The organism is Pseudomonas sp. NUPR-001 (assembly GCF_052147955.1).
Taxonomy (GTDB): domain Bacteria; phylum Pseudomonadota; class Gammaproteobacteria; order Pseudomonadales; family Pseudomonadaceae; genus Aquipseudomonas.
Genome location: NZ_CP197353.1, coordinates 3,730,926 through 3,757,223, shown reverse-complemented (window position 1 = coordinate 3,757,223; position 26,298 = coordinate 3,730,926). Strand labels below are relative to the sequence as shown.

Sequence of the window (26,298 nt, the reverse complement as noted above, 5' to 3'; positions counted from 1 at the left end):
CCGCGATTACGATGTGGCTGATACATCGCAATCGCGGGGCAAGCCCGCTCCCACAGGATTCAGCGGCGCAGTTTGGCGCAGTGGTCTTGTGCCGGTTGTGCCGCGGTGTACCACACATAGTCAGCACTTTCGGCGCTTACGGTTTTACCTACTTCGGCCAGAATCAACACCTGGCTGCCTTCGCCAGCACCCAGATCGCTCAAGTGCAACGGCACGCCCAGATCCTTGCGCACATGGAAGGCTCCAGCCAGCAACACGGCAGGGGTTGGAGCGGCCAGCAGGCTTTCGGCCATGCGCCGATCACGCTGCTGTTGCACCGCCAGCATGGCTGGCATTTGAGCTTCGGGCAGCAAGCCACAATGCGATTCGCGGATATCGTCGAGCAAGGTTGCCTGCACCACTGGGCGGGTCGAGGCACTGCCTTCAAGCACCGGGCGCTGCTTGTAGATCTGCATGATTTGCGCACGGTTGAGGTTGGCCGAAAGCAGCGGGTAAGGCTGGTGCAGGGCATAGGTCACGATCGCGCCGTACAGCCCCCAGTCCCAGTTGGCCTGCCAGGCCAGGGCCTGGAATGCGTCGCTGGGTGGATTGCCTGCACGGGTGGCCGCTTGCGCCGCATCGACCTTGGCTTGCTGGTCCGGGTTGAGCATTTCCAGCAGCAGGCTGCCTTGCGGGCGTTGGCTGGCCAGCTCGCGCAACAGCCACAGCTGTATCGCATGATGATCGGGGTTGTCGTGCTGCTCACCGACCAGCACGCGCGGCGCCTTGGCCAGGCGATCGATCAGTTGTTGTGGGGTCAGGGTCTGGCCGGTAGCCAGTTCGCGGATCACGCCCAGCTCGGCATGTTCACGCCCTTCGGGCGCGATGGGCGCCGGGGGCGGCAGTACCGAGTGGGATTGGCAGGCCGCCAACAGGCTGACCAGGCAGAGCATCAGAAGGCGCATCGGAATTCCTTGCTAAGTAGTTGCCCCTCGATCACGGCGTGACGAGGGGGCGATTCAGCGGGCGATGATCAATGGGTGGCCGCGTTCCGGGTGCTGTTGAATCAGCACCTGCAGGCCATACACCGCTGCCAGCGCATCGGTGGTCAGCACCTCGGCCGGTGGGCCATAGGCGTGGGGCAGGCCGTCTTGCAGCAACAGCAGTTGATCGCAGTAACGCGCAGCGAGATTGAGGTCGTGGAGGATCACCATCACCGCCGCGCCTCGTTCAGCGAAGTCGCGCACCGCTTGCAAAATGGTGTGCTGGTGCAGCGGGTCGAGCATCGAGGTCGGTTCGTCGAGCAGCAGGGTTTGCCCATCGGCCCCCGGCCACAGCTGGGCCAAGACCCTGGCCAGGTGTACCCGTTGTCGCTCGCCGCCTGACAGTGCCAGGTAGCTGCGCTCGGCCAGGTGCAGGGCGTCGGCGGCCCTGAGTGCTTCGATGACGATTTCGGCGTCACGCACGCGGCCAGTGGCGTAGGGCAGGCGCCCCATGCCGACCACTTCATTGACCGAAAACGCGAAGTTCAGGCTTGAGCTTTGCGGCAGCACTGCCAGGCGCTTGGCGCGTTCCTGACCGGGCCAGTCGGCCAGTGCGCGCTTTTCAAGGCTGACCGTGCCTTCGCTGAGCGCCAGCTCACCGCACAACGCGGCGAGCAGGGTGCTCTTGCCCGCGCCGTTAGGCCCAAGCACGCCGAGCACTTCACCAGGGCGCAGTTGCACACTGACGTTGGCCAGTACGGTGCGTTGCCCGCGCCGTACCAGCAGGTTGTCTGCTTCGAGCATCAGGAGCGCCCTCGTACCAGCAAGAAGAGGAAGAACGGCGCACCAATCAATGCCGTGACGATACCGATCGGCAGTTCCGCTGGTGCCAGTAGCAAACGGGCGATCAGGTCGGCCAACAGCAGCAGACCGGCGCCAGCCAGTAACGAGGCGGGCAGCAGTACGCGATGGTCGGGGCCGACCAGCAGGCGCATCAGGTGTGGCACCACCAGGCCAATAAAGCCGATCAGGCCCGCCGCCGCGACTGCAGCGCCGACACCCAGGGCGGTACACACCACCAATTCCAGCTTGATGCGTTCGACATCGAAGCCCAGGTGGCGGGCTTCCGACTCGCCCAGCAGCAACGCATTCAGCGCTGTTGCGCGGCGCGGCAGCCACAAGGCGACGCCGACGCCAACAATCAGCAGCGGCCACAGGCGCTGGTAGCTGGCGCCATTGAGGCTGCCCAGGTTCCAGAAGGTCAGGGTGCGCAGGGTGGCGTCATCCGCCAGGTAGGTGAACAGGCCAACCCCGGCGCCAGCCATGGCGGTCATTGCCACACCGGCCAGAAGCATGGTGGCAACGTTGGTTTGCCCGTTGCGACGGCCGAAGCGATACACCACAGCTGTCACAATCAGGCCGCCGATGAAGGCGCAGGCCGACAGCACATAAGGCTCGATAGCCGGTGGCAAACCGCCCAGCATGCTGCCGCCAACGATGGCGATTGCCGCGCCCAGTGCCGCCCCGCCGGAAACACCGACCAGGCCTGGGTCAGCCAGGGGGTTGCGGAACAAGCCCTGCATCGCCACCCCGGATAACGCCAGCACTGCACCGACAGTGATCCCGAGCAAGGTCCGCGGCATGCGAATCTGCCCCAGGATCAGGTCGGCTTGCTGTGTGGCATCGCCATCCAGCGACAGGCCGAGCAGACGCAGCCCGGCCTTGAGCGTTTCACCCAGTGGCAGGCTGACTGGCCCGAGGGCCAGCGACAACCAGACGATCACTACCAGCAACAGCCCCAACGCAAGCAGCATTGGCCGCGGTCGGACAATTGCCGTCATTGGCCCGCCTCAGTACTCAGCGCCTTGGCGTTCGGGTAGAACGCTGCCGTCAAGGTCGACAGTGCTTGCGGAACCCGAGGCCCGAGGCCGCCCACCAGCAGGGTCGGATCGATCACCAGCACCCGGCCGTCACGACCGGCCTGGGTTTGCGCCAGCACCGGGTTCTGTTCAAGCAACGTGGCCCGGGCCGCATCGCCTTGCAAACGGCTGCTGGCGAAGATGATCACTTGCGGGTCGAGGGCCAGCATCGCTTCGCTGGACACCGGTTTATAGCCGATGTGATCGCCCAGAACCTTGCCGCCAGCCTGATCGATCATCCACGCGGCCAGGGTGTCCTTGCCAGCTACCTGCAGGTTGCCACCGGAGTGGCTGAGCAGCATCAGCACTCGGGGGGCCGGGTATTGCTGTTGCGCCTGCTTCACCGCTGCTGCCTGTTGTTGCAGGCGTTGCTTGTAGTCGTTGATCAGGGTCTGTGCTTGATCCTGCTTGCCCAACAATTGACCCAAAGCCGTCAGGTTGTGTTGCAGCGCCGGTACTTCGGCTTTGGCCGACAGCAATTCAATACGCACACCGGCGGCCTTGAGTTGTTCCAGTACCGGTGGCGGTCCCATTTCATTGCTGCCGACGAGGATGTCCGGGCGCAGGGCGAGAATGCCCTCGGCCGCCAGCTGGCGCTGGTAGCCGATGCTGGGCAGCTTATGCAATGAGCTCGGGTGCTGGCTGGTGCTGTCGACGCCAATCAGCTTGCTCTCGCCCCCCAGGGCGACCACCCATTCGCTGAACGCACCACCGGCACTGACCCAGCGCTGGGGCAGGGCGTCGCTGGCGCTGGCCAGCTGGCTGAACAGCACGCCAGCGCAGGCCAGGAGAATTTTCTTACGCATCTAGGAGTTTCCTCAGGCGGTCATCGGAGTCGCGGACTCGGCCAGTGCACGCCAGTCGTCACGCTCTGGCACGCCCGGTTTGCGTACACCGAACAATTGGATGACCAGCTCGCCGTCGGCATCGAAGCCCTCGTAGCTGGTGACGATACCATCGACGCTCGGCTTGCGTACACGCCACAGCTCGGTGATCCCGGTGGTCTTCAAGTGCAGATTGAACGCCGGGTCCAGCACGTTGAACCAGGTGTCCATCCAGCGCAGGTTGCTGACCGGGCCTGAGTGAATCTGAATGCAGTGTTTGTTACCGACGAAGACCATGATCGGCACTTCGCGTTTGCCGGCTTCTTCAATCAGGTTGGTCAGCTCGACCGTGGCCAGCGGCTCGGCCCACTGCGGACCGGCCAGGCGCAGGGCCTGGGTGCGCGCGACGTCGTTGCGCTTGAGCAGGGCGAAGAAATCGTGGGTGTCCTGAAGCTCTGACCACTGGGTGCGCAGGGTCTGGGCATCGACCTCGGCGTCGGCGCGAGGGGCCTTGGCGACTGGCAGCGGTTGCAGGTCGAGCTCGGCGCTTTGTTCCTCTGCACGGAAGCGTTCAACCAGCGGTGCCCAGGCGGACTCTTCGCTGGTGGCGGTGAGGAACACCTTGTGCACTGCAGTGCCCTGGCGGTCGAAGACCTGGATGCTGCGCTGCGGGCCCCGCGCGGTACTTTCGTCGACGGCGAACACGCTGGCCCAGCCGCTGAGGAACAGGCGCAGGTCGATGTCGGGCGACAGCACCATGCCCATCTGGCCGCTGCCCATGATGGTCACTTCGTGATAGACGCCTTTGCGTTCATGCACGCAGTGCTCGTTGCGGGTCAGCGCCATGATGTAGCCCAGCTCGCCGAGTGCCGGCAGCAGGGTCGCCCATTCAGGACGCAGGCGCACGGTATCGACACCCAGGCGGCTGGCGGTCAGTTCGGCTTCGCTGACGCCGAGCTTGGCGGCGGCGTCGCGGGCGCGCAGGCCGGAGTGTTCAGCGCGCAGTTGTTGCCACTGCTGGTACAGCGCAGGGCCAGTGGTCAGGGCGCGAGTGGGGGCAGTCATGGTGAACTCCTTCAGGGTCATCGGTTCGCCGTCAGGGCGAATTCTATTGGTATTTCAACGCGGCTGGGCACGGCCCGGCCGTCGACTATTTCCGGACGAAAACGCCACGTGGTCACGGCATCGAGTGCCGCTTGATCGAGACTGGCCACGCCCGAGGAACGCACCAGGGTCAGCTTCAGTTGCTTGCCGCGCTCATCCAGGCACACCTCGACCCGAACAATTCCCTGCTGGTTGCGCCGGCGTGCCTGCGACGGGTAGCGGGGCGGCGGTGGCGGGCTGATAAAACTGGGGCGCAGGCTGAGCACTGGTGTGGACGGCGCCGCAACAGGTACCGGTGCACTGGCGATACGTGCCGGTGTCGGTGGTGTTGGGCTGGGGCGAGCTGTATCGGCAGCAGCGGCGGTTTGAGTTGGGCGCGGTTCGCTGCGCGGCGATGGTGCTGCTTTGGCGATTGCAGGTGCGGGTTTGACCGGCACGGCCTTGGCCACTGCAGGGGTAGGCTTGATGGGCGTAGCCACCTTGGGTGGCTGGACGGGTGCTTGCGCCGGTCGCGGCGTTGGTTGTGGGCGGGCAGGGGCAGCAGGCACGGCTTGTGCGGCAGGCGCCAGGCTCACCAACTGAATGGCCATCGGTGCCTGCATTGCCAGCGGTTCGGGCTCTGCCTGTAGCGCGTGCAGCAGCCAGCCCGCGCTGGCATGCAGCGCGACGGACAGTAGCAGGTAGCCCCAAGGTTGCTTCATGCACGCTCAGTTTTTATTAATTAAGAATGCATATGGTAATAATTTGCATTTGTAAGTCAAGCTGGTTATTGTCGCCGCCGCTGCCATTGAGAATCGTTTACAGCAACACCCTTCACAGAAAGGGGTCATTGCTCAATTCACAACAAAATCCAACACATCCCCGTCAGCCCTGGCGCGTGTCGCAGCGGGCCTGACCATCAGGAGTTAAGTTAGATGTCGATCCGCCCGCCATTTCCCCAGCGTTCCTGGCTTGCCTTGCTGCTGCTTTCGCCATCGCTGGCCCTGGCTGCCGAGCCCGTCACCCAGTTCGATACCGTCAGCGTCACGGCAACGCGCACCGAGCAAACGCTGCTGCAGGTGCCGAGCACGGTGTCGGTCCACAACGAACGTGAAATCGATCAGCACAACGACAAAGACCTCAAGGACCTGGTGCGCTACGAGCCGGGTGTTTCGGTCAGTGGTACAGGCAGCCGCTTCGGTCTTTCCGGTGCCAACATCCGCGGTATCGATGGCAACCGCGTGCTGACCCAGGTCGATGGCGTGCGGGTTCCGCAAAGCAACTTCTTCAGCCCGTTCCAGGACGTGCGCAGCAACTACGTTGACCTCGACACCATCAAGCAGGTCGAGATTATTCGTGGCCCGGCCTCTTCGCTGTACGGCAGCGATGCGATTGGCGGTGCGGTCAGCTTCCTGACCAAGGACGCGGCGGATTACCTCGAAGAGGGTGATGACACCTACGCCCGTTTCAAAACCGGCTATGACGGCAGCGATGACAGTTGGCAGCGCAGCGCTACCTTCGCTGGCCGCACTGGCACGGTTGACGGTTTGTTGCACCTGGGCCGTCGTGACGGTCAGTCCACCGATACCTGGGGTGGCAATGGCGGCGTCGGCAGTTCGCGTGAAGAAGCCAACCCGCTCGACTACACCACCGAAAACCTGCTGGCCAAGCTGGGCTGGGATTACGCCGACGGTGACCGCCTGCAGTTCACCTACGAGCGCTATCAAGACGACGCCAACAGCAACCTGCTCAGCGACATCACCTCACGTGCAACCTTCACCAGCCCGGCGATTCTCGGCTCGCAAGCCAAGGACAGCATCGACCGTGACCGCTACAGCCTTGAGCACACGCTGAGCCTGGACAGCTTGCTGGCCGACCAGGTGAAGTGGCAGCTCAATTATCAAGAGAGCAACAATAACCAGAAAACCCTGCAGCAGCGCCAGACCGCTACCGGGGTCAACCGTATTCGTTCCCGCGACTCGCAGTACGATGAGCGTCTGTGGAGCCTGAACACCCAGGCGGACAAACAGTTCGCGGTCGGTGATACCCGTCACCACATGATCTACGGTGCTGAAGTCAAACGCATCGAGGCCAGCAACCTGCGTAAAGGCAGTGAAGTGCGTCTGGACACCGGTGCAACCGTGCCGGCCACCGAGAACTTCCCGGTCAGCGACTTCCCGGATCCGACCAGCGAATCCCTGGGCTTGTTCGTGCAGGACAGCATCGAGATCGGCCGCTGGACCTTGCTGCCGGGCCTGCGTTACGACTACTACCGTCAGACCCCGCACGTCACCGATGAATTCCTCAACGGCCTGCCAGCCGAGACCGACCCGTCGCGGATCACCGACGATCACTTCTCGCCCAAGTTTGCCGTCACCTATCAGCTGACCGAGCATGAAAGTGTCTACGGGCAGTACGCCGCCGGCTTCCGTGCACCGAGCCCGGTGAACATGTACGGTGAGTTCAGCAACCCGCAGTTCGGCTATCAGCAAATCGGTAACCCGGACCTGAAGCCGGAAACCAGCAACAGCTTCGAGGTCGGTCTGCGTGGTCGCTACGACCTCGGCAGCTTTGGTGTCGCGCTGTTCTACAACAAGTACAAAGACTTCATCTCTACCGAAACCGTGCCTGATCCAAACGGCACCGGCCTGTTGACCTTCCAGCCACTCAACGTCAACAAAGTCACCATCCGTGGTGCCGAGGCTAAAGGTGACATCAAACTCGATGCCTTCCTGCCGACCGGTACTCGCGCCCTGGGTTCGATTGCCTATGCCCGTGGCAAGGATGAAGAGACCGGACAGGCGCTCAACAGCGTCGACCCGCTGAAGGCTGTGCTCGGCCTGGGCTACGATGCTCCGAGTGGTGTCTATGGTGGACAGTTGACCTGGACCCTGGTGCAAGCCAAGGACCGTGTTGACCACACCGGCGATGCCGACTTGCTGATCGACCGCCAGTTTGAAACCCCTGGCTATGGCGTACTCGACCTCAATGCCTGGTGGCAGGTTACCGATCAGGTGGCGATCAACGGCGGCTTGTTCAACCTCACCGACAAGAAGTACTGGAACTGGGGTGACGTGCAAGGCCGCGATGAGAACGCGGCAGGTCTGGACCGCCTGACCCAGCCTGGGCGCTACGCGGCCGTCAACGTCATCTGGGAGATCTGATACGGGTGGGAGCGGGCTTGCCTCGCGAGGCGATGTGACAGATAAATCGCAATCGCGGGGCAAGCCCGCTCCTACCGATGATCAATCATCATCGTCGTCGTCATCATCCCGGTCGCGACGGCGGTCGTTGTCGTAGTAACGATAACGGTCGTCGTCGCGATAGCGTTTGTTGTATTGGCGATGATCGCGATCATCGCGGTCGTCATCCCAATCACGGGAGTAGCGGTGGTCGCGGTCCCAGCGATGATCGTCGCGGTCGTAGTCGTGGTAGTAGCAGCCGGATGTGGCCAGAATCGTGGTGATCACGGCGAATCGGGTCAGATGTTTCAGCACTGTGGTTCCTTGATCCGCACAGCGGTTGGGAGGGTACTGCTCAGACCATCCGTTCGGTTTTTGGTTTCCTCGTGGAATTTCGGAGCAAGCCCTACCGGTAGGAGCGGGCTTGTCCCGCGATCTGGCGCGATACAGCAAATCGCGGGGCAAGCCCGCTCCCACCGTGACAAGCCCTCCAGTCACCTACACTCGGCCTCGTGAAGTCGCTAAGTTACGGTTGTGGGGGCTTGTCGCTTTGCTTTTGCTTTGCGCGCGCGTTATCGCGGTCCTCGCGGGAGCAATGCCGGAGCGAAGGAACCCGGAGCGAAGCGTAGGGCCGGATGCAGGAGCGAGCGGTTTGCCTACTTTTCCAAGAAAAAGTAGGCCGCCGTAAGGGCGGAAGGGGCCAGTGGTGCCACCACAGCTATTGGATAAGCTCGCAGCCCCCAAAGCCAATCCTGCCCCGGAAATCCGTGAAAAACCAAAAAAAAGGCTCACACAAGGTGAGCCAAAGTCGACGTTCTGAAGGGAAGAAACCCTAATCTAAGGGCCTGCCGTTAAGTGGACGTTAACGCTGCAGACAATCATTCATTGCCCCGCGGCAGTTCGATACAGGCCAACAAACCACCACCCGGCGCGTTGCGCAGGGTCAACTCGCCACCTTGTTCGCGGACCGCCGTGCGCGCCGATGGCAAGCCCAGGCCGACGCCACCGGTGTCGCGATTGCGTGAACTTTCCAGGCGGAAAAACGGTACAAACACATCGTCCAGCGCAGCCTGTGGAATGCCCGGGCCGCGATCGCGTATCTCGATGAACAGGCTGTGGCTATTGCTGCTCAGGCGAATCGTCGGTGGCTGGGCATATTTGACCGCGTTGTCGATCAGGTTTGTTACCGCGCGTTTCAACCCCAGTGGCCGACCGAGATACACCAGATTCGCCGGGCCTTCGAAGTCCACTGCAATCTGCTGATCGCGGTAATCGTCGACCAGGGTGTGCAGCAGTTCAGCCAGGTCGAACGGCGTGGTGGTTTCCAGGCGGGTTTCGTCGCGGAAGAAGCTCAACGCGGCATTGATCATGCTCTGCATTTCATCGACATCACGGAACAACTTGCGCTGTTGCTCGGCGTCTTCAATGAATTCGCCACGCAGGCGCATGCGCGTCAACGGCGCGCGCAGGTCGTGGGAAATGGCCGCAAGCATTTGCGTGCGTTCAGCAATGAAGTGCTGGATCTGTGCCTGCATGGTGTTGAAGGCGGTGATCGCCTGGCGCAGTTCATGGGGGCCTTCCAGGGCGATGGGCGGCGCGCGCAGGTCGCTGCCGAATCGCCGTGCAGCGCGGGCGAAACGCTGCAGGGGGCCGGCCAGCTGGCGCGTGCCGACCCAGGCGACCAACAGCGCGGCGACCAAGGCCAACAGGCCAATGATGGCTATGCGCATACCCGTGCTCAGGCCCCAGCTGCGGTAGGGCGGGGTGAACGCCAACCAGCTGTGGTCGGCCAGTTGCATGACCAGTTTGTAGTGGGCGTCGGGGTCGTCTGCTGGCCAATTGCTGGGCTGGTAGGCTTCAAGCCGCAGCGGCATAGTGGCAAGTTGCTGCGACAGCGTGGGCACCGATTGCGGGTCAATCAGGTCGCCGGGGCCGGGCAAGCCGAAGGCATCACGCTGCGCGCTCCATTGCACATGCAGGATGGGGGTGCTCGCCGCTTCGGCCAGTTGCGCACGTTGGCTGACGGGCGCGGCCTCCAGCACCCGCGTGGAGACGGCAATCTGTTCGAGCAGCCCGGTCTTGGCCAGCGGTGGTTGGGCCCAGACGCCGGCCAACTGTACGAACAGGATGTTCAGCGCCACTGAAATCAGCATGGCGGCGATGATGGTCAAGGCAATGCGGCGGCTGATGCTGTCGTGGTGCAGGCCCAGGCGAATCATGTGCGGCTGACCTTGGCGTCGAACAGATAGCCGCCGTTACGCACCGTGCGAATCAGCGCCGGGCGCTTGCTGTCGGGTTCGATCTTGCGACGCAGGCGGCTGACCTGCACGTCGATGCTGCGGTCGTAAGCCTCGTGGCCCTGTCCGCGGGCCAGATCGATCAACTGCTCGCGGGTGAGGATGCGCTGCGGATGTTCGAGAAACACCAGCAGCAAATCGAACTCACCGGCCGACAACGGCACCATCACCCCTTGTGGCGTGCGCAGTTCGCGGCGGGTGACATCCAGCTGCCAGTCGTCAAAGCGGATCACCGGCCGGGTTTCTTCGCTCAGCGGGCGCAATTGCTCGCCGGCGCGGCGCTGCACGGCACGCAAGCGGGCCAGCAGTTCGCGGGCATCGAAGGGTTTGCCCAGGTAGTCATCGGCGCCCAGTTCCAGGCCGACAATGCGGTCGCTCAGCTCGTCCATGGCCGTGAGCATGATGATCGGGATGCCGGTGCTGACGCGCAGCTTCTGGCACAGGTTCAGGCCGCTCTCACCGGGCAGCATCAAGTCGAGAATGATGGTGTCAGGGCGCTGTTGTTCGATAGCCGCCCACATGGCCGTGCCATTGGCAGCCAGGTCGACTTCGTAGCCATGCATGACAAAGAACTTCTTCAGCAGGGCGCAAATTTCCACATCGTCATCGACGATCAGCAGTCTGCTCACGTTCAGGTCCAGTGGGGCGTAAAAAGTGTGTATCTAAAACCATTCTGCGGCGTTGGTCATATATTTCAATCACGCAATAAAACTGCAGCGGCGAAACAAAACAGACATCTGCCAGCAAAGGCCTTGGGTGATGCTGTCGGCACTCCAAACCAAGGGAATTTTCCATGCAGGCACAACCACCCATCGACGGCCTTGACTGCAGCCAAGCGCTGACCCTCGACCTGCGCACGCAGGATCTGTGGCGTAACGCACTGCTCAGTTATCAGGATTCGCGCTTGGGGCTTTGCAGCGAAGGCACGCACATGATCCTCAGCCATTACTTCGAGCGCTACAGCCCCAGCAGCAATCAATGGATGGAGTACAGCTATAAGGTACCGCTGAACGAACTGGTGAACTGGATCATGGCCAGTGGGCAACTGCAGGTGGAGCGCTCCGGTACCGCACCAAGACCCGCCAGCCAGCCGTCCGGGAGCGCTCAGCATGCGTAAGCAGATCTTCGCGCCAGCGCTGTGCCTGTCGCTGTTGATGGTCGGTTGTAGCCAGACCCGGGTGTCGCCCAAGGAGTATTCCGGCTTTTTGCGCGATTATGACCAGTTGAGCGAGCACAAGACCGCCTCGGGTGAGTCAGTGCTGCGCTGGATCAGCCCCAAGCTGCGTGTGGAGCGCTACACCCAAGTCTATATCGCGCCGAGCCAGTTCTACCCGCAACCGAAAGCCAGTGCGCAAATTCCCGACTCGACGCTGAAGGCGGTTACCGCCTACTACGATGTGGCGCTCAAGCGCGAATTGGGCAAGGTGCTGAATCTGGTCGAGCAACCTGGGCCCAATACCTTGATCGTGCGCCCGGCGATTACCTCGGTGGGTGCCCACACCCAGTCACTGCATTTCTATGAGTACCTGCCAGTGACCCTGGTGGCGGCCGGGGTCAGCAGTGCTGTCGGTATTCGCGACCTGGACAGCGTGATCGCCACCGAAGCAGCCTTCCTCGACGGCGGTACGCGTGCGGTGGTTGCCGAGGTGGTGCGCAAAGGCACCGGCCTGCCGCTGGAGAACGACGATCAGGTGATGACCGCCGACAATCTCAAGGGCGTGCTCGATGGTTGGGCACAGGACTGGCGCGAAGCGGCCATCAGCCTCAAGCAGCAAAACGCCGCCGCCTTCACAGGGCAAAAATCCACGGCACCATGAACACGCTGACGACCATCACCAGCACGGTGAAGGGCACGCCGACTTTGACGAAGTCGGCGAAGCGGTACTGACCGGGCCCCAGCACCAGGGTGTTGACCGGTGACGACACCGGCGTCATGAACGCCGCCGAAGCTGCCAGGGCGACAATCATCGCGAACGGGTAGGGCGATGCCCCCAAGTGTTCAGCGGTACTGACCGCTACCGGGGCCATCAGTACCGCGGTGGCGGTGTTGGAAATGAACAGCCCGATCAGCGCAGTAATGGTAAACAGGCAGGCGAGGATCATGTACGGCCCGGCCTCGCCGAGCAGTTGCACCAGCAGGTTCACGGCGATGGCGATCCCGCCGGTTTTCTGCAAGGCCAGGGCAAACGGCAGCATGCCGACAATCAGGATCAGGCTTTGCCAGTGGATCGCGCGGTAGGCGCTGTTCATGTCGATGCAGCGCCCGGCGCCCATCAACAGGCAGGCGATCAGCGCGGCGATGACGTTCGGCACCACGCCGCTGATCATCAGGCCAACCATGACTGCCAGGCTGATCAGCGCATAGGGCGCCTGGTTCAGGGCCGGGGCGACGTTATCGACTTCGGCCGGCAAGCTCAGTACCAGAAAGTCTCGCGGTTGGGCCTGCAACTGGCGCACAGATTTCCACGGGCCGATCACCAGCAAGGTGTCGCCGAGCTTGAGTTTTTCTTCCACCAGTTGCTCTTCAATCGCACTCTGGCCGCGTCGCAAACCGACCACGTTGAGGTCCCAGCGGGTGCGGAAATTCAGCTCCAGCACGCTTTTGCCGATCAGTTGCGAGCCGGGCACGATCGCCACTTCGGCCATGCCCACGGCGTGGGACTGATCGATAAAGTACGCGCCTTTGAAGTGCAGGGGTTCGAGCTTCATGCTTTGGCACAGGCTGCGCAAATCGTCACGCGGGGCGAACAGGTCGAGCAACAGCACATCACCTTCGTGCACGGTGGTGCTGGAGTCTGGACTGATCACCCGGGTGGTGAACTTGTGCTGGCGTTCGATACCCACCACGTTGGCGCCATGCACGGTGCGCAATTTCAGCTCGCTGAGGCTATGGCCGATCAAGGGCGAGTCTGGGCGTACGCGCAGACGCCGTTCGCGGCCCGCCAGTTTGTAGTCGATGATCAGGTCGAGCAGGGTGCGCCGGGTCTGCGGGGTGCCGTCTTTGCGCACTTCACCGCTGAGCCAGTGGCGGGTCAGGAGCATGTAGCCGATACCCAGTACCAGGATCACCAGGCCGAACGGGGTAAAGCTGAAAAAATTGAAGCCGCCTTCGCCATGCCGCACCAGTTCACTGTGCACCACCACGTTCGGCGGCGTGGCGACCAGGCTGAGCATGCCGCTGATCAAACCGGCAAAACTCAAGGGCATCATCAGGCGGCTGGGCGACACCTTCATGCGCGCGGCAATGCTCAACACCACCGGAATGAAGATCGCCACCACCCCGGTCGAGCTCATCACCGAGCCCAGCCCGGCCACGCAGACCATCAACAGCACCAGCAGGCGAACTTCACTGTTGCCTGCGCGATCGGCCATCCATTCGCCGATGCGATAGGCGATCCCGGTACGCACCAGGCCTTCACCGATCACAAACAGCGCGGCGATCAACACCACGTTGGGGTCGCTGAAACCGGCCAGCGCCTCCTGCACGGTAAGGATGCCGGTGAGCGGCAAGGCCACAATGACCAGCAGCGCCACCACATCCATGCGTGGCCGGTTGGCGATGAACAAGACTACGCTGGTAAACAGCAGGCCAAGCACCCAGAGCAATTCGTCGTTCATGCAATCTTCCTGATTCGTGAAGGGTGCAAGTCTGGCAGAAAATTAGGTGGGGAATGTTGATGTGAGACGGTTCAGGTCATCACGCAGTCGGCCTGAGCAGCTCGGCACCCTGGTTACGCACGTTACCGACGGCTTTGTCGACCCGGTACCAGTCGAAGGCTTCTGACGGTTCTCCCAGGTTCAGCAGCATCTGTTGCGCCTGCTCTTTGCTAGCGTCGGGGTTCAACCAGGCGCTGGCCCACTCGGGTGCCAGCACCACAGGCCTGCGGTCGTGAATATCCACCATGCCGCCCTCGCTGTCCGCGGTGATGATGACAAAGCCATCGTCCTCGGCGCCGCGCCATTGGCCAATGCCGGCACAAAAAACCGGCCGGCCATCGCGACGGTGGATGTAGTAGGGCTGCTTTTTCGCCTGGCCTTCATCAACCCACTCGAACCAGCCATCGACCGGTACGATCAGGCGTTGCCCCCAGATCGCGCGAAAGAAGGGTGAGTGTGCGACTTTCTCAAGCCGTGCATTGATCGGTGGCGCGCGGTCCTGGGCCCAGTGCGGGCGCCATCCCCAGCGTAGCCAGCGCGCCTGACCCGGGATGAAAACCGCCACTTGCGTGCTGGGCGCGACGTTGTAGTGCGCCAAGGGCTGGTCACCGACTTGATTGGCCAGGGCGTCGGGCATGCTCAGGGCGTCGACGAAGTCGTGAATGCCATGGTACTGGCTGAGTCTTCCACACATCCGGGTGTCCTGCATTGAAGGGGGGGGGACGCCATCGGTTAAGCAGAAACGCTGATCGGAGAACGCATCGGGCCGGATTGATAACTATAGTCGCGGTGTAACGTTAAGCGGCGCGGGTGTTGGCGGGCGGGCAATGATACAGTCGGCTTTTTTTTCGACGAGGGTGTGTCATGCGGGTAGTAATGGCGATGGTTGCTGCAGCGTTGTTGGCCGGTTGTGCCTCTTCGGCCATGGAAGCGGCACGCAGCCAGGCGCCCACCAAAAGTTTCACCTCGAGCAAACCGGCTGACCGGGTTGCCCAGTGCATTCAATTCGGCTGGCAGGACGAAGGCGTATTCGGCGTCGATGCCAGCGGCTACCTGGAGCCGAAGCAGGGCGGTTTTACCGTGTACACTCGTGAAGCCGAGTCGTTTGCCGATATCCAGTCGCAAGGTGCCAACACCGCGGTCAGCTACTACGCCAAGAAAGACGACAGTGTCGCCTTGCGCCGGATGGCCGCATTGGCCACCTGCCTGTAAGCGATTATCGGGGCATGTAGCCGAGCTGCCAGCGCCGGGGGATTTTCAACGAGATCAACCCGAGCGTGGCAGCCAGCGCGGCGCTGAACAGCAGCGCAGCCAGGTCGAAGGCGTGTTCCAGCAGCACGCCGGCCACGGCGCCGACGAACATGCCCGTCCAGGGAATCAACTGCACCCGCCAGCCTTGCCGACGCTCGCCCAGCAGCCTGCGCCCCAGGCCACGGCCAAAGCGTGACAGCGCGCCGGTTACATAGGTCAGGCCCACGGGCATCCCGTTCACTTCTTCGACCACCGCATTGATCATTCCCATGGCGAGGACCGCAGCGACCAAGGCGGGGACTTGCCAGTTGCCTGGCAACAGCCCTGCCAGCACCAGCAGCGCGGCGATGATCGATAACAGCGGCCAGGGCCTGCGCCCACTGAGGCGGGCAATGATCACGCCCAGGGCGTTGCCGACTACGAAGGCCAGCAATAGCGCGCCAATGCGCAGCGCCAGGCTCATTTCACCGCTGCCCAGCGACACCGCCAGGCGTGTGGTGTTGCCGCTCATGAACGAGACAAAATCGCCGGTGGCCATAAAGCCGATGGCATCGGTCATGCCGGCCAGCACCGACAAGGCGGCGACAAAATACAGGCCGACCTTACCGCGCAGTCTGGCGATGCGTAATGACCGCGCTGACGTGTATGGATAACCTGGCAGCATCCCTTGCGCTCCCAATCAAGCGGGTGAGGTTCAGACGCGTTGCGCCAGCCGTGCTTCAAGCCCGGCGATATGCGCTTGCAGGCGCTGATGTTCCAGACGCTTGGCGCCGATGTCTTCGAACACACTAATCAGGTGTTCCGGCTCGCCATCGTCGCGGCGCTGCAGTGAAGTACGGGCGCGCACCCAGATGTATTCGCCGCTTTTGTGCCGCACGCGCTTTTCTACTTCATAGCGCTCGGTTTCACCGGCCAGCATACGTTGCAGCAGTTGTAGATTAGCGTCCAGGTCGTCCGGGTGGGTGATCTGTTGGAAGGTCATGCTGTAGAGCTCTTCGGCGCGGTAGCCAAGTAACTCGCACAAGCTGTTGTTGACCCGCTGCCAGGTGCCATCGGGGGCGATGTAGGCGAGGGCGCCCCAGGCCAGTTCGAAGATTGCGCGAAAGCGCTCTTCACTGTTACGCAGCGCCTGTTCGGCGACCTGGCGCTCGGTGTTGTCCATGCTGATACCGACCATCTTCACCGAACGACCGGCGCTGTCGCGCACCACCGTGGCGCGGGAAGAAATCCAGCGCACTTCGCCATCGGGGCGGGTAATACGAAAATCGCATTCGCAGCCACTGCCGTCGGCCACCGCCTGGGCGTACATGGCCTGCATGCGCGTAACGTCCTCGGCGGGCAGGTGAGCCCAGAAGTCTTCGTTGCGGTGCACCGGCCAGCCGTACACTTGCTCGACGTTAGGCGAGTAGGTCACCTCGTCGCTGATCAGGTTCCATTCCCAGGTGACAATGCGCGCGCCTTCCTGGGCCAGTTTCATGCGTGTTTCGCTTTCCATGATCTCGGCGGTGTAGCGCCGCCGCAGATCAGTCATCGGCAGCTCTACGACCTGAGGCTGCTGAACGTTCTGCAAGGCTTCTTCGCCGTAGCGCAACCAGATCCAGTTGACCTTGAGAAAGTCTGCCAGCTTGCGCAGGTTGTCGTAGTCGATTTCACCGCCGCGGGTCCATTTGTGTACTGCGGTGCGCGAGATTCCCAGGGCCGTGCCCACGGCTTGCAAGGTCAACTTCTGATGCTCAAGCAACTCCTTGAGGCGAAAAGCGAAACTGTTTTCCATCATGGGCCGGGTGTCCTGATCGGGAGCCAAGAGCCTGGCAGTATACCTAAGCTGTAAACTTTTGGTTGACGGCATTTGCCGCAGATTTCCTGCAACGTTCTGTAGACATTCACGGTGTGAGCATCCACCCTGTCGACACGCTGAAGTCCGCTTTCAGCACTGACAGAACGTGTGAAATATTATGAATCGCCGCAAAAAAATTAAGCAGTTGTTAGAGGCTCACGCCAAAAAGGCCAATGCCAAATTGGCACCGAAAAACAAACCTAAATACATCAGTAAAGCGGACCGTTTGAAACAGGCAGCCCTGGCCAGTGACGACGTCGTGAGTAGTCCTGAAGGCGGAGCAGAGCCCGTTACATCGATGCCGAGCTGAATTTCGTACAGCCCCTGACGCCCTTCTTCATCTGAGGCCCGGTTACCGTTGAGCAGCAGCTCCATGGCAATCAGGGCCCGTGGCCACCCATCCCTCCGACCTTCGTCCTCGGCAATCCACAGAGCACCTCGCGTGAGGTCGGGCTGTGCGCGCATGGACTTACATACAGAGCGTATGATAAAAATACTTAAACATACGGAGTGTATGTAATTGCGCCTGTGTGCTGATTGCGCGGCGGGCCTGAATCGACAAGGAGTGTGCAGCATGTTCAATCCCTACCGTGCGTTGTTCCAGGCCCAGGGGGCCAAAGGTTTTGCCTTGGCCGGGTTGCTGGCCCGCTTGCCGTTGCCCATGACTGGTATCGGCATTATCACCATGCTTGCGCAACTGCGCGGCAGCTACGGCCTGGCGGGGGCGGTATCGGCGACCTTCGTGCTGACCTATGCATTGATGTCACCGCAGGTCTCGCGGCTGGTGGATCGCTTCGGCCAGCGCCGCGTGCTGCCCGGGTTTACGGCGCTGAGTGTGTTGGGCATTTTTGTCCTGTTGGCCTGCAGCCATTGGCAGGCCGCCGACGGGACGCTATTTGTCGGCGCAATGCTGGCAGGTTGTATGCCTAGCATGTCGGCGATGGTGCGCGCCCGCTGGAGTGCGATCTACCGTGGCACAGCACACTTGCAGACGGCGTATTCGCTGGAAACGGTGCTCGACGAAGTCACCTTCATCGCGGGGCCACCCATCGCCATCGGCTTGTGCGTAGCGGTAGCGCCGCAGGCTGGCCCGTTGGCCGCCGCTGTGTTGCTTGCGCTCGGTGTGGCTGCCTTGGTTGCACAAGTGGGGAGCGAGCCGCCGCTGCAACAGGACGCCGAGGCCGCACGTCGCGACGTATCGCTGTTGCGGGTTGCAGACATGCGCCTGCTGACCTTGCTGATGGTGGTCATGGGGCTCATCGTCGGCACCGTGGAAATCGTCAGCGTGGCCTTCGCCGAGCAAAGCGGGGCGCCGGCAGCAGCCAGTATTGTGCTGTCGTGTTACGCCATCGGCTCTTGCGTGGCGGGGTTGCTGTTCGGTGCGCTGAAGTGGCGTACACCACTGCCCACGTTGTTGTTGCTGGGTGGTTTTGCGACAGCTGTGACCACCTTGCCGCTGATGTTCGCAGGCAGCATCTTCGGTTTGTCAGCAACGGTGTTGGTGGCGGGTCTGTTCTTTGCGCCGACCATGATTGTGGCGATGTCACTGGTGGAGCGGGTGATTCCCGAGCACCGGCTGACCGAAGGGATGACATGGTTGCTGGCGGGTTTGAATGTCGGAGTTGCTGGTGGTGCTGCGGTGTCGGGCCAGGTGGTTGATGGGCTGGGCGGCAAGGCGGGTTTCAGTGTGGCGCTGGTTGCCGGCGTCGGTGTGCTGCTGGTGGCGTTGCGTGGCTATTACCGCTTGCGAGCACCTAGGTGCATCTCGGTGGGTGCGGGCTTGCCCCGCGATGTGATTTGACCGAAAGTCGGGAATCGCGGGGCAAGCCCGCTCCCACCGGAGGGGATCAACATGGCGATTACCGTGCTGCTGCGCTGTATCGATCTGGAAAGTACCCGTGTCTATTACCGCGACACGCTCGGGTTCACGGTGAGCGACTCAGAGGATTCAACGCTGACCGTGCAACTGGAGGACTGCCGCCTGGTGTTTACCCAGCAGGATCTGTGGGGCAGCGCTGTCGCCTGCTCTGGCACCTTCTATTGTGCAATTTCGCAGGTAGACCGCTACTTCGAAGCCATCAGAGACAAGGCGTCGATTGCCTGGCCATTGCAAGACATGCCCTACGGTTCAAGAGAGTTTGGTATTCGCGATTGCAATGGCTATTTCCTGGCATTTACCCAAGTTATTTGTAACCAAATGTAGAAAAGTTTGCGGTGGATTTTAGTAGTTTCGCGAAAGTTGTCGTGTGGATTTAATTTCTGCGGTATTTTCCGCCAAATTTTATTGCTTATACAGTCAAAACAACTGGCGCAGTCTTCCTATACTGCGCCTGGCGTCGAAATGCCTGCACGATTGCGCGAGCCAGGGGCTTGCGTGCAGCGATCTAGACGCTCGCGATGCGGAATGAAGAGGACAGGAGTGACCTCTTTTTTTCATGCAACTAATAAGTCTAAGAACGAGATGAAGTGTCATGAATAAACAATCTATCCAGATTGCGCTTGCTTACATGTCGGTAGTAATCGGTGGTGGCTTTGCCTCCGGACAGGAGGTGCTGCAGTTCTTCACCGGCTATGGGCTCATAGGCATTGTCGGCACTCTGGTGAGCGGTGTGTTGTTTGCCTTCCTTGGCATGCAGATCGCTCGGATGAGTTCGCAGATGCAGGCGAACTCACACAAGGAAGTCCTCTACCGGTTGTTCGGCGCGCGTGCCGGGTTGGTCGTTGACGTGGTGCTGTCGTTCTTCCTGTACGGTGTCGGCGTAGTGATGCTCGCTGGCAGCGGTTCGATCTTTTCCCAGGAGTACAACCTGCCACCGCTGTTCGGCGGTGTGCTGATGACTGTGCTGGTGATTGCCACCCTGTGCCTGAACGTTACGCGCATCATCAACCTGATCAGCGCGGTCATGCCGTTCCTGCTGGCCATGGTACTGATCATCACCACCTACTCGATCTTCAGCTACAACGCCCCGGTTGAAACCCTCGACGCAGTCGCTCGCGAGAACAACGAAACCGTTACCGACAACTGGTTCGTTGGCGCCTTGCTGTACGCCTCGTTCAACATCGCCGTAGGTTTCCCGATGCTGGCCGTCATTGGCGGCATGACCAAGCAGCCCAAGGCTGCAGGTGTCGGCGGTATTCTCGGTGGGCTGGGCCTGGGCGCGCTGATCCTGCTGCTGAACATCGGCCTGTTCGCCAACATCAACCAGCTGCAAGGCATCGAAATGCCGTCGCTGGCGCTGGCGGGGCGTCTGTCGCCACTGCTGACCGTGGTGATGTCGATCGCGCTGGTGTGCATGATCTATAGCACCGCAGTGGGTATGTTCTTTGCCTTCAGTGCACGCTTTGCCAAGCCGGATACCCGCCGCTTCAAACTGGTCAGCGCCGTGACGGTTTGCGTGGGTCTGGGCCTGAGCCTGGGTGGTTTCAGCAAGCTGGTCGGTACTGTCTATCCGCTGCTGGGCTACGTCGGTTTCGCCCTGATTCTGGCCATTGCCTTCAGTTGGCTGCGCGGCCGCTCCGCCGCCAAGCAACAAGCTGCACTGAACGCCGCCTCCTGAGGCTGACGCCAGCCCCACTCGTGTGTGCAGTGCGGTTTACATCTGCATCGATACCGACGTGGGGCTTGCGCTCACTGCCTGCCCCTCAACGCCCGCCCAGGTGTCACTGGCCGGCGCGCATCAAGCCACGAGCAATTCGATTTCTTTTGCGCAATAACTTTGAATTTGCTCCAAGGTTCGCCTAAACCCTCTAGCGAGGGCGCGTGTTGTTCAACCATTCGTTGCTCTAGCGTTCGCGTGTCCGTGGCGTAATTCTCGACCGAAGGAATACGAGCATGACAAACAAGCTGATCGGCAAGGCGGTTTTACTCGGGCTCCTCACTGCTGCCACATTTTCCGTGCAGGCAGCGCAGGCAGGGGGTAATGGATGTGGTTGGGGCAACATGCTGTTTGAAGGAAAAAGCGGCTTGGGCCCCCACCTGCTGGCGACAACCACCAACGGCACTTCTGGCAACGCCACCTTTGGCCTGACCTCTGGCACCAACGGTTGCGATTCAAAAGTGAAGCTTGGCTATGGTGGCCGTTCGATGCTGGCGATGAACAATATGCTGGAAGGTATTTCCGAGGACATGGCCAGAGGCAATGGTGAATCGTTGAGCGCCTATGCCACCTTGCTGGGCGTGCCCAGCGATGACCGTCAACACTTTGCCAGTGTCACGCATCAGCATTTCAATGAGATCTTTGCCCATCAGGATGTCACCGCAGAGCAGGTCTACAGCAATACCCTGACGGTGATGAGTCGCGACCCGCGTTTGGCGCGCTACGTGCAGCAACCCGGTTAACAACCTGGAACCTGTCGATCAAGCCCTCCACGGAGGGCTTTCTCGTTTGCCTGTGACACGGCTGGCAGCTTACTCGGCACGCTGCTGAACAATCACCGTTTGTGCCGGCATCGGTGCCGGGAAGCCCGCCTCGCCGAGGACATCCTTGATGGTGCGGTTGGTGTCGAAATAAACCTGCCAATAGTGCTCGTTATGGCAGAACGGACGCACTGCCAGCACTGGCCCGACCAGGTTGAATTCGAGAATTTCCACATCCACTGGCGGCTCGGCGAGCACGTTGGGCAGTGCTGCGATGTGTTGCTTGAGCAACGCTGCGGCCGCCTTCCAGTCTGCCGCGCCAGACAGCTGCGCCTGCAGCTCGACACGGCGGTAGGGGTTGTGGGTGAAGTTCTGGATGTTGTCGCTGAAGATCTTGTTGTTGCCGACTAAGGTCTGCACGTTGTCTGGGGTGTTGATGGTGGTGGCGAACAAGCCGATCTCGGTGACCGTCCCGATCACACCGCCCGCGCTGATGAAATCACCGACCTTGAACGGGCGCAGGACGATGATAAAGGCACCGGCCGCCAGGTTGGCCAGCAGCCCCGACCAGGCCATGCCGATCGCCAGACCGACGGCGGCGAGCAGCGCGGCGAAGGTGGTGGTTTGCATGCCGAGGTAACCGAGGATACCGATCACCAGCATGATGTTCAGTGTCACGGTGATGACTGAGCCGACATAACGCAGCACGGTCGGGTCGAGCTTCTGCTTGGTCAGCGCTCGTTGCACCATGCCGACGGCAAAGCCGATCAGCCAGCGCCCGATAATCCAGAAGGCGATGGCGGAGAGAATCTTGACCGCAAATGCCGCACCGTACGTTTGTACAAGCGCGACTGCCGCATTGAACTTGGTGGTGGTCATGCTAACGATGGATTCGTCCATGGCGGGGCCCGTAAGTGGAGGGTTGGCCACAAAACGCTAGCACAAGCTTGCCAAACGTGTAGGCGCGGGCTTGCCCCGCGATGCGATGTGTCTGAAAGCCCACCATCGCGGGGCAAGCCCGCTCCTACCGGAGTTAGCCTTGAAGGTCGTCCTTCAGATCATCCAGCGCATCGACGATGGCCTCATCGCTGTCAGCCATCGCCTCTTGCATGTCCTGCGCGATGGTGGTCTGCACCTTCATCACTTTTTCAGCCAACGAGCGGCCTTCCTTGGAGCCAAGAATAATGGCCATGGCCTGATCGGGATGCTTGTTGGCGCGAATCATCAGTTCCAGCTCATCGGCGTCAAAGTGATCGGCATAGACCTCAACCATCTGACTTTTGATTTCGTCCTGATCAACATTCTCGCGAATGACGTTGCGGATCTGCTCGCGGTCCAGCATCGGGTACTGGCGCGCGTAACCGGCGGAGGCGATTTCGACGATGGTGCCGTAGTGCTTGCCCAGGTCGCTGACCTCAATCAGTTCCTCTGCCTTGTCCTGACTGCCGCCACAGCCTGCCAGTGCCGCAGCAAACAGCGCAGCCAGCGTTGCTTTCTTCATGCTCATTGGTCTTTGTCCTTGATCTATGTATAGGTGCAGGTTGCTTAACGGCGGCTCAAATGCAGCGCGCCGATGACCACGAGCAAGACGATGACGCCAAGAAACGCGCCGAAAGCCGGGAACATTGCCGCTGGCCAGATCAGGCCTCGGCCCAGGTTGTAGGCGAAACTGGCGTAGGAGTAGGCGCCGAAAAGCCAGGAATACAGGGTGTAGATCAGGCCAATAACCAGATAGCCTGAAATCAACTTTCCTTTGAGCGTCATGCAGTCTTCCTTGTGGAGGTGCTAGCGTTAAAAACTCTCTGGAAACATACTATTACAATAATGTCATTTCAATATCATTGCGTCAGTTGTGCAGGCAGTGGCTGCCTGTTGGCCCGCGTATGATGGCAAGTCTTTCTGCCTTCATTGACCGATAAGGACATCCTCATGCGCCCAGACAAGGCCTGCGCAGTCGTACTGTTACCCGCACGGGTTCCCAGGATCCTGTTGTTCCGGCATCCGTTGGCCGGGGTGCAATTGGTCAAGGGCTCGATTGAGCGCAGCGAAACGCCCGCCCAGGCGGCGTTACGAGAACTCTGGGAAGAGTCGGGGATTAAAGCCGACAGGGTTATGGACGACTTGGGCTGCTGGGATGCTGAGCATCTTGGCCAGGTGTGGTCATTTCACCTGTGTCAGGTGAGCGGGCGCTTACCCGAGCAATGGGTGCATCAAACACTTGATGATCATGGCCATCGTTTCGAATTTTTCTGGGCTGAACTCGACCCTTTGCCTGACGCTGATTGCCATCCGGTGTTTGCTCGCGCACTGGCATATGTGCGCGCGACACTCAAAGCGCGTGGCCACTGGCCGACGACACCAGGCGCATGTAGCGAGCCCGCCTGCCTGGCGGGCTCGCATACACCTTAAAGCGCGGGCATCTGGCCGATACGCCCCATCATTTCGGTGACGATTTGCAGATCCAGCATGAACTGCTCAACCGTCTTGAACTCGTTGTCGTTATGGCCGGTGTATTTGACGTCAGGCATGGCCAGGCCAAATTGCACACCGTTGGGCAGGTCATGCACCGAGGTGGCGCCGGCCGAAGTACCGAACTTCTGCGCCATACCGAGGTTTTCGCTGGCCACCGCCAGCAGGGCCTTCACCCATTCACCTTCGGGGTTGCGGTACATCGGCTCGGCGATGGAGGTGTCGAAGGTTACGCTTACCCCGGACATTTTCTGCCAGGCGGCCAGCTTGTCACTGAGCTCGCGCTTGAGCACTTCCGGTGTCTTGCCGACCGGTACGCGCAGGTTGACGGCGAGTTTGAAGGCACTGTCGTCCATGCCGACAAAGGTCAGCGAGGTGGTCAGCGGCCCCATGAAGGCATCGGAGAAGCCAACCCCCAGCTTGCCGCCGAGGTAATCCAGGCCCCAGTTGTCGGCGGCGTAACGGGCCGCATCGGTGATTGCGTTGTGCTTGAGCGCAACCTTGCCGTCCAGGCTGTGGATGAAGTCGAGCATCCGTGCCACCGGGTTGACACCGGATTCGGGTTCGGAAGAGTGCGCAGAAACGCCAGTAACGGTCAGTTGCACCGCATTGCCGACGACTTTGGCGTTGACGGTGAAGTTGCCGCCCGCGCGTTTGGCGTACTCCGCGCCGGCCTGTTGCAGGCTGTCCGCCAGTGCTGCGGGCTTGTCGGTGACCAGCGTGGCGACCGATGTCGACGGAATCTGGTTGGTGGCCAGGCCACCGGTCATTGAGGTGATCTCAGCGCCTTGGCCCTCAGCGCTGCGCTGCGGGAAGCTTGCCATCAGGGTGCCGTAGCCTTTCTCGGCAATCACCACCGGGTAGCCGCCGTCCAGGGCCAGGTTGTAGTTGGGCGTTGGGTTGCGCTCGAAGTAGTAAGGAATGGCATCGCCGGTGGTTTCTTCAGTGGTGTCCACCAGCAGCTTGAAGGTGCGCGCCAGCGGTAGCTGCTCTTCCTTGATGATCTTCATCGCATACAGCGCGACGACGATGCCGTTCTTGTCGTCCTCGGTGCCGCGGCCATACATGCGGTCGCCGATCAGGGTGACTTTGAAGGGGTCGAGCCGGGTGCCGTCTTGCAGCACCCAATTCTCTGGCGTCACCGGCACCACATCGGCATGGGCATGGATACCTACGACTTCACTGCCTTTGCCTTCGAGGGAAATCTCGTAGACACGGTTGTCGATGTTGCGAAAGTGCAGGTTGAACGCCTGGGCCAGCCCCTTGATCTTTTCGGCGATCTTGATGAATTCGGGGTTCTCGTGCTGGGCAACACCGTCGACGCGCATCGTCGGAATGGCCACCAACTCGCGCAGGGTTTCGGTGGCGGCGCTGCCGTATTTCACCCGCGCGTAGAGGCCGAGCAAGCGGTGGATTTCGTTTTGCTGCTCAGCCGACAGGGGCTTGTTATCGAGGAAAGCAGTAATGCTCGCGCCGAGGTTATCAGCCTTGGCCAGGTCGCTTTTGGCCAGGCTGCCCAGAAATTGCCTGAAGTCCTTTACCGACGCGTCGCCAAAGGTTTTCAGGATCGCCGTGCTCTGCTGAGGGGTGATGTTGGCCTGGGCCTGGGAGGTGAACGCGCCAAGGCTGGCCAGCATCAAGGTGGTAGCGGCCAGGTGTTTGAGTGAGAAGGGCATTGTTGGATGCATTCCTTTGCGGGTTGTAGGTAAAAGGTGTCTGTCGAATGCGACAGAGCGGGCCTCAAGCTAACACCAGAATTCATCGGCAGAGGAGCCCCAAATGTGTGATCTGTCGCACAGCACTGCAAAAGCGGCGCAGAAACGAAAGTGCCCCTGCATCCGGCCCTACCGGTGGGAGCAACTGTCTTGATCATCCGGTGTGGGAGCGGGCTTGCCCCGCGATTTGCTGTATCGCACCAGATCGCGGGGCAAGTCGGGTCGCCGCACCGCCGCTCCCACCGCGACAAGGCCGACCGTTTGTCGGTCATTGCGTGCTGGTGTCGAATCAGGGGGTAGCGAATCGACTACTGCACAGATCGACCTGATCGCTTCAATCCCTGTACAGGAGTCAACGTCATGTCTTATGTCGATGGTTTTGTGCTTGCAGTGCCTACCGCCAACCGTGAGAAGTTCAAGCAACATGCTGAAGAGGCGGCGGTGGTGTTCAAGGAGTGTGGTGCCCAGCGCGTTATCGAGTGCTGGGGCGATGATGTGCCCGAGGGCAAGGTGACCTCGTTTCCCATGGCGGTGAAGTGCAAGGCGGACGAAACGGTGGTGTTTTCCTGGATTCTCTGGCCATCGCGTGAGGTGCGCGATGCCGGGATGAAGAAGATGATGGAAGACCCGCGCTTGCAGCCTGACAAGAACCCGATGCCGTTTGATGGGCAGCGTTTGATTTTTGGTGGGTTCAATATTTTGGTGGATGTTTAGGTGAAACGCATCGCGGGGCAAGCCCGCTCCT

General features: G+C 61.0%; 28 protein-coding genes. 11 read left to right on the top strand and 17 right to left on the bottom strand.

Translation table 11 applies throughout. The features are described 5' to 3' along the window. Nucleotides 1–59: 59 nt before the first annotated feature. The 6 genes from ACP6KB_RS16950 to ACP6KB_RS16925 are packed head-to-tail and all read right to left on the bottom strand — an operon-like array spanning nt 60 to nt 5,510. The gene (locus ACP6KB_RS16950) at nt 60–944 is read right to left on the bottom strand and encodes a ChaN family lipoprotein (protein ID WP_442108343.1); all 885 of its coding nucleotides are present in this window, start codon (nt 942–944) and stop codon (nt 60–62) included. Between the two features lie 54 nt (nt 945–998). Further along, nucleotides 999–1,766, bottom strand: coding sequence for a heme ABC transporter ATP-binding protein (locus ACP6KB_RS16945; protein ID WP_442108341.1), 768 nt, complete (start codon nt 1,764–1,766; stop codon nt 999–1,001). Further along, nucleotides 1,766–2,803, bottom strand: coding sequence for a FecCD family ABC transporter permease (locus tag ACP6KB_RS16940; protein WP_442108339.1), 1,038 nt, complete (start codon nt 2,801–2,803; stop codon nt 1,766–1,768). The genes ACP6KB_RS16945 and ACP6KB_RS16940 overlap by 1 nt, the downstream gene beginning before the upstream one ends. After that, the gene (locus ACP6KB_RS16935; protein WP_442108337.1) at nt 2,800–3,687 is read right to left on the bottom strand and encodes a heme/hemin ABC transporter substrate-binding protein; all 888 of its coding nucleotides are present in this window, start codon (nt 3,685–3,687) and stop codon (nt 2,800–2,802) included. The genes ACP6KB_RS16940 and ACP6KB_RS16935 overlap by 4 nt, the downstream gene beginning before the upstream one ends. 12 nt (nt 3,688–3,699) lie before the next feature. After that, entirely contained in the window at nt 3,700–4,770 is a 1,071-nt protein-coding gene (locus ACP6KB_RS16930; protein WP_442108335.1) for a hemin-degrading factor, read from the bottom strand. Between the two features lie 17 nt (nt 4,771–4,787). Continuing rightward, nucleotides 4,788–5,510: an energy transducer TonB gene (locus ACP6KB_RS16925; protein ID WP_442108333.1), complete on the bottom strand. Its 723-nt coding sequence runs from the start codon at nt 5,508–5,510 to the stop codon at nt 4,788–4,790. 213 nt (nt 5,511–5,723) lie between these two features. Here ACP6KB_RS16925 and ACP6KB_RS16920 point away from each other — a divergent pair, with 213 nt between their 5' ends. Further along, entirely contained in the window at nt 5,724–7,952 is a 2,229-nt protein-coding gene (locus ACP6KB_RS16920; RefSeq protein WP_442108331.1) for a TonB-dependent hemoglobin/transferrin/lactoferrin family receptor, read from the top strand. 81 nt (nt 7,953–8,033) lie between these two features. Here the strand turns inward: ACP6KB_RS16920 and ACP6KB_RS16915 are convergent, their stop codons facing one another. The 3 genes from ACP6KB_RS16915 to ACP6KB_RS16905 form a co-directional block, all read right to left on the bottom strand. After that, nucleotides 8,034–8,285: a hypothetical protein gene (locus tag ACP6KB_RS16915; RefSeq protein ID WP_177494555.1), complete on the bottom strand. Its 252-nt coding sequence runs from the start codon at nt 8,283–8,285 to the stop codon at nt 8,034–8,036. A 563-nt stretch (nt 8,286–8,848) separates the two neighbouring features. Beyond that, nucleotides 8,849–10,189: a sensor histidine kinase gene (locus tag ACP6KB_RS16910; protein WP_442108328.1), complete on the bottom strand. Its 1,341-nt coding sequence runs from the start codon at nt 10,187–10,189 to the stop codon at nt 8,849–8,851. Continuing rightward, complete coding sequence (locus ACP6KB_RS16905; RefSeq protein WP_442108326.1) at nt 10,186–10,896, bottom strand: response regulator; 711 nt, start codon at nt 10,894–10,896, stop codon at nt 10,186–10,188. The genes ACP6KB_RS16910 and ACP6KB_RS16905 overlap by 4 nt, the downstream gene beginning before the upstream one ends. 164 nt (nt 10,897–11,060) lie before the next feature. On the opposite strand from ACP6KB_RS16905, the gene ACP6KB_RS16900 reads away from it, so the two are divergent. Both ACP6KB_RS16900 and ACP6KB_RS16895 read left to right on the top strand, forming a co-directional pair. Then, nucleotides 11,061–11,384 (top strand): hypothetical protein, encoded by a 324-nt coding sequence (locus ACP6KB_RS16900; RefSeq protein WP_442108324.1) that lies wholly within the window; start codon nt 11,061–11,063, stop codon nt 11,382–11,384. Next, entirely contained in the window at nt 11,377–12,084 is a 708-nt protein-coding gene (locus ACP6KB_RS16895; protein ID WP_442108322.1) for a DUF3313 domain-containing protein, read from the top strand. Before ACP6KB_RS16900 ends, ACP6KB_RS16895 begins: the two co-directional genes overlap by 8 nt. Here the strand turns inward: ACP6KB_RS16895 and ACP6KB_RS16890 are convergent. Together ACP6KB_RS16890 and ACP6KB_RS16885 are read right to left on the bottom strand one after the other, a co-directional pair. Then, nucleotides 12,056–13,885: an SLC13 family permease gene (locus ACP6KB_RS16890; protein WP_442108320.1), complete on the bottom strand. Its 1,830-nt coding sequence runs from the start codon at nt 13,883–13,885 to the stop codon at nt 12,056–12,058. The two genes, ACP6KB_RS16895 and ACP6KB_RS16890, sit on opposite strands and share 29 nt — an antisense overlap. Nucleotides 13,886–13,964: 79 nt before the next feature. Then, nucleotides 13,965–14,618, bottom strand: coding sequence for an SOS response-associated peptidase (locus tag ACP6KB_RS16885; RefSeq protein ID WP_442108318.1), 654 nt, complete (start codon nt 14,616–14,618; stop codon nt 13,965–13,967). 170 nt (nt 14,619–14,788) lie between these two features. On the opposite strand from ACP6KB_RS16885, the gene ACP6KB_RS16880 reads away from it, so the two are divergent. Next, the gene (locus tag ACP6KB_RS16880; RefSeq protein WP_442108316.1) at nt 14,789–15,136 is read left to right on the top strand and encodes a hypothetical protein; all 348 of its coding nucleotides are present in this window, start codon (nt 14,789–14,791) and stop codon (nt 15,134–15,136) included. 4 nt (nt 15,137–15,140) lie between these two features. Here the strand turns inward: ACP6KB_RS16880 and ACP6KB_RS16875 are convergent, their stop codons facing one another. Together ACP6KB_RS16875 and ACP6KB_RS16870 are read right to left on the bottom strand one after the other, a co-directional pair. Further along, nucleotides 15,141–15,839 carry a YoaK family protein gene (locus tag ACP6KB_RS16875; protein WP_442108314.1) on the bottom strand — a complete coding sequence of 233 codons (699 nt, stop codon included), beginning with the start codon at nt 15,837–15,839 and terminating at the stop codon, nt 15,141–15,143. Between the two features lie 30 nt (nt 15,840–15,869). Next, a complete protein-coding gene (locus ACP6KB_RS16870) occupies nt 15,870–16,952 on the bottom strand; it encodes a PAS domain-containing protein (protein ID WP_442108312.1) in 1,083 nt (360 codons plus the stop codon). A gap of 178 nt (nt 16,953–17,130) precedes the next feature. On the opposite strand from ACP6KB_RS16870, the gene ACP6KB_RS16865 reads away from it, so the two are divergent. From ACP6KB_RS16865 to ACP6KB_RS16845, 5 genes are all read left to right on the top strand, one after another. Then, entirely contained in the window at nt 17,131–17,322 is a 192-nt protein-coding gene (locus tag ACP6KB_RS16865) for a DUF2986 domain-containing protein (protein WP_442108310.1), read from the top strand. Between the two features lie 264 nt (nt 17,323–17,586). Beyond that, on the top strand, nt 17,587–18,813 hold the full coding sequence (locus tag ACP6KB_RS16860) for an MFS transporter (protein ID WP_442108308.1): 1,227 nt from the start codon (nt 17,587–17,589) through the stop codon (nt 18,811–18,813). Nucleotides 18,814–18,864: 51 nt separating this feature from the next. Continuing rightward, nucleotides 18,865–19,215 (top strand): VOC family protein, encoded by a 351-nt coding sequence (locus ACP6KB_RS16855; protein ID WP_442108306.1) that lies wholly within the window; start codon nt 18,865–18,867, stop codon nt 19,213–19,215. Between the two features lie 268 nt (nt 19,216–19,483). After that, entirely contained in the window at nt 19,484–20,569 is a 1,086-nt protein-coding gene (locus ACP6KB_RS16850; protein WP_442108304.1) for a YkvI family membrane protein, read from the top strand. A 275-nt stretch (nt 20,570–20,844) separates the two neighbouring features. Next, nucleotides 20,845–21,351: a DUF3015 domain-containing protein gene (locus ACP6KB_RS16845; RefSeq protein WP_442108302.1), complete on the top strand. Its 507-nt coding sequence runs from the start codon at nt 20,845–20,847 to the stop codon at nt 21,349–21,351. A gap of 69 nt (nt 21,352–21,420) precedes the next feature. On the opposite strand, the gene ACP6KB_RS16840 is transcribed toward ACP6KB_RS16845, so the two are convergent. The 3 genes from ACP6KB_RS16840 to ACP6KB_RS16830 all read right to left on the bottom strand — a co-directional run bounded on the left by ACP6KB_RS16840 (nt 21,421) and on the right by ACP6KB_RS16830 (nt 23,133). After that, the gene (locus ACP6KB_RS16840) at nt 21,421–22,269 is read right to left on the bottom strand and encodes a mechanosensitive ion channel family protein (RefSeq protein ID WP_442108300.1); all 849 of its coding nucleotides are present in this window, start codon (nt 22,267–22,269) and stop codon (nt 21,421–21,423) included. 133 nt (nt 22,270–22,402) lie between these two features. Beyond that, nucleotides 22,403–22,876: a hypothetical protein gene (locus ACP6KB_RS16835; RefSeq protein ID WP_442108298.1), complete on the bottom strand. Its 474-nt coding sequence runs from the start codon at nt 22,874–22,876 to the stop codon at nt 22,403–22,405. A 38-nt stretch (nt 22,877–22,914) separates the two neighbouring features. Continuing rightward, nucleotides 22,915–23,133, bottom strand: a complete 219-nt coding sequence (locus ACP6KB_RS16830) for a hypothetical protein (RefSeq protein WP_442108296.1) — start codon at nt 23,131–23,133, stop codon at nt 22,915–22,917. 165 nt (nt 23,134–23,298) lie between these two features. On the opposite strand from ACP6KB_RS16830, the gene ACP6KB_RS16825 reads away from it, so the two are divergent. After that, a complete protein-coding gene (locus ACP6KB_RS16825) occupies nt 23,299–23,778 on the top strand; it encodes an NUDIX hydrolase (RefSeq protein ID WP_442108294.1) in 480 nt (159 codons plus the stop codon). Here the strand turns inward: ACP6KB_RS16825 and ACP6KB_RS16820 are convergent. Then, nucleotides 23,775–25,514, bottom strand: a complete 1,740-nt coding sequence (locus ACP6KB_RS16820) for a dipeptidase (RefSeq protein WP_442108292.1) — start codon at nt 25,512–25,514, stop codon at nt 23,775–23,777. The genes ACP6KB_RS16825 and ACP6KB_RS16820 overlap by 4 nt on opposite strands. 399 nt (nt 25,515–25,913) lie before the next feature. Between ACP6KB_RS16820 and ACP6KB_RS16815 the strand changes: the two genes are divergently transcribed. Continuing rightward, nucleotides 25,914–26,267 carry a DUF1428 domain-containing protein gene (locus ACP6KB_RS16815; RefSeq protein ID WP_442108290.1) on the top strand — a complete coding sequence of 118 codons (354 nt, stop codon included), beginning with the start codon at nt 25,914–25,916 and terminating at the stop codon, nt 26,265–26,267. Nucleotides 26,268–26,298: the final 31 nt, after the last annotated feature.

Bases quoted from the DNA above. Each gene is read 5' to 3' on its own strand.
- ACP6KB_RS16835 (WP_442108298.1), bottom strand. From the start codon at position 22,876: ATGAGCATGAAGAAAGCAACGCTGGCTGCGCTGTTTGCTGCGGCACTG.
- ACP6KB_RS16825 (WP_442108294.1), top strand. From the start codon at position 23,299: ATGCGCCCAGACAAGGCCTGCGCAGTCGTACTGTTACCCGCACGGGTT.
- ACP6KB_RS16850 (WP_442108304.1), top strand. From the start codon at position 19,484: ATGAATAAACAATCTATCCAGATTGCGCTTGCTTACATGTCGGTAGTA.
- ACP6KB_RS16870 (WP_442108312.1), bottom strand. From the start codon at position 16,952: ATGATGGAAAACAGTTTCGCTTTTCGCCTCAAGGAGTTGCTTGAGCAT.
- ACP6KB_RS16875 (WP_442108314.1), bottom strand. From the start codon at position 15,839: ATGCTGCCAGGTTATCCATACACGTCAGCGCGGTCATTACGCATCGCC.
- ACP6KB_RS16920 (WP_442108331.1), top strand. From the start codon at position 5,724: ATGTCGATCCGCCCGCCATTTCCCCAGCGTTCCTGGCTTGCCTTGCTG.
- ACP6KB_RS16815 (WP_442108290.1), top strand. From the start codon at position 25,914: ATGTCTTATGTCGATGGTTTTGTGCTTGCAGTGCCTACCGCCAACCGT.
- ACP6KB_RS16880 (WP_442108316.1), top strand. From the start codon at position 14,789: ATGCGGGTAGTAATGGCGATGGTTGCTGCAGCGTTGTTGGCCGGTTGT.
- ACP6KB_RS16855 (WP_442108306.1), top strand. From the start codon at position 18,865: ATGGCGATTACCGTGCTGCTGCGCTGTATCGATCTGGAAAGTACCCGT.
- ACP6KB_RS16845 (WP_442108302.1), top strand. From the start codon at position 20,845: ATGACAAACAAGCTGATCGGCAAGGCGGTTTTACTCGGGCTCCTCACT.
- ACP6KB_RS16895 (WP_442108322.1), top strand. From the start codon at position 11,377: ATGCGTAAGCAGATCTTCGCGCCAGCGCTGTGCCTGTCGCTGTTGATG.
- ACP6KB_RS16830 (WP_442108296.1), bottom strand. From the start codon at position 23,133: ATGACGCTCAAAGGAAAGTTGATTTCAGGCTATCTGGTTATTGGCCTG.
- ACP6KB_RS16900 (WP_442108324.1), top strand. From the start codon at position 11,061: ATGCAGGCACAACCACCCATCGACGGCCTTGACTGCAGCCAAGCGCTG.
- ACP6KB_RS16865 (WP_442108310.1), top strand. From the start codon at position 17,131: ATGAATCGCCGCAAAAAAATTAAGCAGTTGTTAGAGGCTCACGCCAAA.
- ACP6KB_RS16885 (WP_442108318.1), bottom strand. From the start codon at position 14,618: ATGTGTGGAAGACTCAGCCAGTACCATGGCATTCACGACTTCGTCGAC.
- ACP6KB_RS16820 (WP_442108292.1), bottom strand. From the start codon at position 25,514: ATGCCCTTCTCACTCAAACACCTGGCCGCTACCACCTTGATGCTGGCC.
- ACP6KB_RS16840 (WP_442108300.1), bottom strand. From the start codon at position 22,269: ATGGACGAATCCATCGTTAGCATGACCACCACCAAGTTCAATGCGGCA.
- ACP6KB_RS16930 (WP_442108335.1), bottom strand. From the start codon at position 4,770: ATGACTGCCCCCACTCGCGCCCTGACCACTGGCCCTGCGCTGTACCAG.
- ACP6KB_RS16950 (WP_442108343.1), bottom strand. From the start codon at position 944: ATGCGCCTTCTGATGCTCTGCCTGGTCAGCCTGTTGGCGGCCTGCCAA.
- ACP6KB_RS16940 (WP_442108339.1), bottom strand. From the start codon at position 2,803: ATGACGGCAATTGTCCGACCGCGGCCAATGCTGCTTGCGTTGGGGCTG.
- ACP6KB_RS16935 (WP_442108337.1), bottom strand. From the start codon at position 3,687: ATGCGTAAGAAAATTCTCCTGGCCTGCGCTGGCGTGCTGTTCAGCCAG.
- ACP6KB_RS16890 (WP_442108320.1), bottom strand. From the start codon at position 13,885: ATGAACGACGAATTGCTCTGGGTGCTTGGCCTGCTGTTTACCAGCGTA.
- ACP6KB_RS16945 (WP_442108341.1), bottom strand. From the start codon at position 1,766: ATGCTCGAAGCAGACAACCTGCTGGTACGGCGCGGGCAACGCACCGTA.
- ACP6KB_RS16910 (WP_442108328.1), bottom strand. From the start codon at position 10,189: ATGATTCGCCTGGGCCTGCACCACGACAGCATCAGCCGCCGCATTGCC.
- ACP6KB_RS16925 (WP_442108333.1), bottom strand. From the start codon at position 5,510: ATGAAGCAACCTTGGGGCTACCTGCTACTGTCCGTCGCGCTGCATGCC.
- ACP6KB_RS16860 (WP_442108308.1), top strand. From the start codon at position 17,587: ATGTTCAATCCCTACCGTGCGTTGTTCCAGGCCCAGGGGGCCAAAGGT.